Origin of the sequence: Streptomyces sp. SID14478 (assembly GCF_010548525.1) — a bacterium.
Taxonomy (GTDB): Bacteria; Actinomycetota; Actinomycetes; order Streptomycetales; family Streptomycetaceae; genus Streptomyces.
The window spans coordinates 1-3,503 of the sequence record NZ_JAAGMG010000016.1; the positions used below are offsets into that span (position 1 = coordinate 1).

At 73.0% G+C, this 3,503-nt stretch carries 4 protein-coding genes; all 4 read left to right on the plus strand.

Annotation, left to right across the window (positions count from 1 at the left end):
- The first annotated feature begins 232 nt into the window (after positions 1–232).
- The 4 genes from G3I40_RS00805 (at position 233) to G3I40_RS46340 (ending at position 3,215) form a co-directional block, all read left to right on the plus strand.
- Entirely contained in the window at positions 233–979 is a 747-nt protein-coding gene (locus G3I40_RS00805) for a DsbA family protein (protein WP_164300198.1), read from the plus strand.
- Entirely contained in the window at positions 976–1,875 is a 900-nt protein-coding gene (locus G3I40_RS00810; RefSeq protein WP_164300199.1) for a cytochrome c biogenesis CcdA family protein, read from the plus strand. The genes G3I40_RS00805 and G3I40_RS00810 overlap by 4 nt, the downstream gene beginning before the upstream one ends.
- Positions 1,876–1,918: 43 nt before the next feature.
- Complete coding sequence (locus G3I40_RS00815; RefSeq protein WP_164300200.1) at positions 1,919–2,698, plus strand: DUF4142 domain-containing protein; 780 nt, start codon at positions 1,919–1,921, stop codon at positions 2,696–2,698.
- Between the two features lie 343 nt (positions 2,699–3,041).
- A complete protein-coding gene (locus G3I40_RS46340; protein ID WP_343244785.1) occupies positions 3,042–3,215 on the plus strand; it encodes a hypothetical protein in 174 nt (57 codons plus the stop codon).
- Positions 3,216–3,503 lie beyond the last annotated feature (288 nt).

Consider the following 3,503-nt stretch of genomic DNA (forward strand, 5'->3'; position numbering starts at 1 on the left):
GCGCGGCGTCGGCGCGCACGAACTGCTCGCCCCGCTCCTGCACGAGCCCGGGTCCGGCTCGAGCGCCGTCCTCTGCGACGTCGTCCCGCTGACTCCGGCGGGCCGGGGCCCGCCGCCGCACGATCCGCCCTCGCCCGTCGAACTGTCCGTCCTGCGCGTGTAGATGACGCCCCGGGCCCTGCCCGGCTGCCGTCATCCTCTTCTCCTGAACCCACGCAAGGACCACTTCGTCATGTCCAAGAACCCCCGGAACACCGCTGTCCCGAAGCGGCGGCCGCTCCTCGTCGCCGGCGCCGTCGCGGTGGCCGCCGCCCTGCTCGGCACCGTCTCGTACACGGCGACCAGGCCCGAACCCCGCGGCGACGCCGCCGGGCAGGACACCGCCGCCGGACAGCAGCTCGACGACACCACCACGCGCCTCGCCGAGCTCGCGCGACGCGACGGCGGGGACCCGCTCGCGCAGGGCCGGGCCGACGCACCCGTCGTCCTGATCGAGTACGCCGACTTCAAGTGCGGGTTCTGCGGCAAGTTCGCCCGCGACACCGAACCCGGCCTCGTCAAGAAGTACGTGGCCGACGGCACCCTGCGCATCGAGTGGCGCAACTTCCCCCTCTTCGGCGCCGAGTCGCAGGCGGCGGCCGCCGCCTCCTGGGCCGCCGGGCAGCAGGGCCGCTTCTGGCAGTTCCACCGGGCGGCGTACGCCGAGGGGGCCAAGGAGAAGGGGTTCGGCGCCGATCGCCTCGACGCCCTCGCCCGTGAGGCCGGGGTGAAGGACCTCGACCGGTTCCGCCGTGACCGCGACGGCAGGGCCGCGCACGCGGCCGTGGCCAAGGACCGCGAGGAGGCGTACGCGCTGGGCGCCACTTCCACCCCCTCCTTCCTCGTGGGCGGACAGCCGATCGCGGGCGCCCAGCCCGCCGCCGCCTTCGAGCAGGCCGTCGAGAGCGCGAAGGCGGCGGCGAAGGCGGGACGCAAGTGAGCGACATCGGCTACCTCGCGGCGTTCCTCGGCGGACTGCTCGCCCTGCTCAGCCCGTGCAGCGCGCTGCTCCTGCCCGCGTTCTTCGCGTACTCCCTGGACAGCCCGACCCGACTCGTCGCGCGCACCGGAATCTTCTACCTCGGCCTCGCCACGACCCTGGTCCCGCTCGGCGCCGCGGGCTCGTACGCCGGGCGCTTCTTCTACGGCCACCGGGACCTGCTCGTCGCCGTCGGCGGCTGGCTGATCATCGCGCTCGGCGTGCTGCAGCTCGCGGGCCGTGGCTTCGCCTCCCGCCGGATGACCGAGCTCTCCGGCCGGATCCGGCCCACCAGCGCCCTATCCGTGTACGCGCTGGGCGCCGTCTACGGCCTCGCCGGGTTCTGCGCGGGCCCCATCCTCGGCAGCGTCCTCACCGTCGCGGCGCTCGGCGGGCACCCGGTCTACGGCGGGGCCCTGCTCGCCGTCTACGCGCTCGGGATGGCCGTGCCGCTGTTCCTGCTGGCTCTGCTCTGGGAGCGGTGCGACCTGGGACACCGGCGCTGGCTGCGCGGCAGGCCCGTGCGCATCGGCCCCTTCGAGGCCCACTCGACGTCCCTCGTCTCGGGCCTGTTCTTCCTCGCGCTGGGCGCCCTGTTCCTGGTCTTCGACGGGACGACGGCGCTGCCGGGGCTGCTCGACGTCGACGACTCGTTCGCCGCCGAGCAGTGGGCGCGCGGCGTCGGCGACCACGTACCGGACGCGGCGCTGCTCGTCGCCGTGGCGGGCGTCGTGGGCGCGGTGCTCGTCGCGCGGGCCCGGCGCGGGCGCGTACGCACCGTGACGCGGCAGGGCGATCCGAGCGAGGAGCTGAACACGGGGGACGCCCCACCCGTATCTTCCCGTATCACCAAGTAGCTCGCCACAGCGGCGAGTTGGCCTCGGTCACCGGGAGGACTGCTTGCGCCGCCTCAATGGCACCACCCTCATCCTTGCCGCCCTCGTCGCCACCCTGGGCGCCCTGGCGTTCCCGATCTGGTCGTACGCTGACCGGTCGGGGACGGGGCAGGCGAATCTGGACGCCGCCACCGTGGCCACCCAGTGGGGGCCGCTCTCGGCCAGTGACCGCGACCTCGTCGTGCGGGTCAGGCTCGCCGGGCTGTGGGAGATCCCGGCGGGCCAGCAGGCGATGGAGCGGGCCCCGACGCAGGCGATCAGGGACGCCGGCGACCACCTGGTCGTCGGGCACACCGATCTCGACCAGCGGGTGCGTGCCGTGGCGGCGAAGCTCGGCATCGCACTGCCCAGTCAGCCCAATCCGCAGCAGCAGGGCTGGCTCAGGCAGTTGTCGGCGGCGAGCGGCAAGGACTACGAGCGGAAGTTCGCCAATCTGCTGCGGGACGCGCACGGCAAGGTCTTCGCGGCGATCGCCCAGGTCCGCCACACCACCCGTAACGCACTTGTCCGGGAGCTGGCCACGGACGCCAACCAGACCGTGCTCGACCACATCACCATGCTGGAGAACACCGGGGACGTCGACTTCGACGCGATAGCGAACGAGGCGGCGGGCACCGCGACCGCCAGCCCGTCGGGCCCGCCCGCCCCGGACGGGCAGGCCCCGCCCGTCCCCGCACCGGCCCTGCCCACGGGGTCACCGGACGCCACGTCCCGCCCGTCGGCCGCGCCGACGGACGAGCCGGGCCGCAGCATCGACACCGCCCGCCCCGCCCCGACCTCATGACCCCAGGGCGCCGCGGGAGGGAAAACGGGTCGCGTCCCGTCGGCGCCGCGTGGCTGAATGAACACCCGACGTCCTTCACCGGGCGTACGGGTTTCGGCCCCATCGAGCGGACCCTTGCTCATTTGGTTACTCTGTAGCCGGACGGTTACCGCAAGTGGGTCCCACCCGTACCCATGGTTCCGTCCGGGGAGAGGCCGGTCACCACGGCCGATCCCACCAGCGACAACCGGCGCCACCGCGCCCGAACTGGCCCTCTACCCAAGCCCGATCGGGCGTCCAGAGCCCCGCGCGACGCTGGGCCGGTCACGCCGGAGCGGGTTACCCGACACACAAGGAGTGCGCGGTGACACCAGAGAAGACGAATCGCGAACAGCGCCCGAAGGAACGTATCGAGCGGGCCGGCCGCAGGCCGGAGAAGCTCGGCAGTCTCGATGTCTGGGCCCGTTCGGCCCCGATCCGCCTCGCCGGATACGAGGACGACCTCGCCGAACCGCACATCCTCCCGAGCGTGGACTGACCCCCGCGGCGCCGACCCGACCGTCCGCCCGCATCCCTCCGCCGTGAGGGGTGCGGGCTCACGTGTGTTCCGGGGTCGGTCAACTCCCGCACTGGTCACCGCTGTCATCCGACCACTTCCTCAACTCCCTTCCCTGCACGGCCCATTGACGGACTCTGCACGCGACAGCATCATCAGACCTCCGATGAATGCAAAGCCGAGCCGCCCTTCAGGGAGTGCTGTGCATGAGTGCGTACCCAAGACGTCAGGTCCTCGGAGCCGCAGCCGTCGTGGCCGCCGCGACCGCCT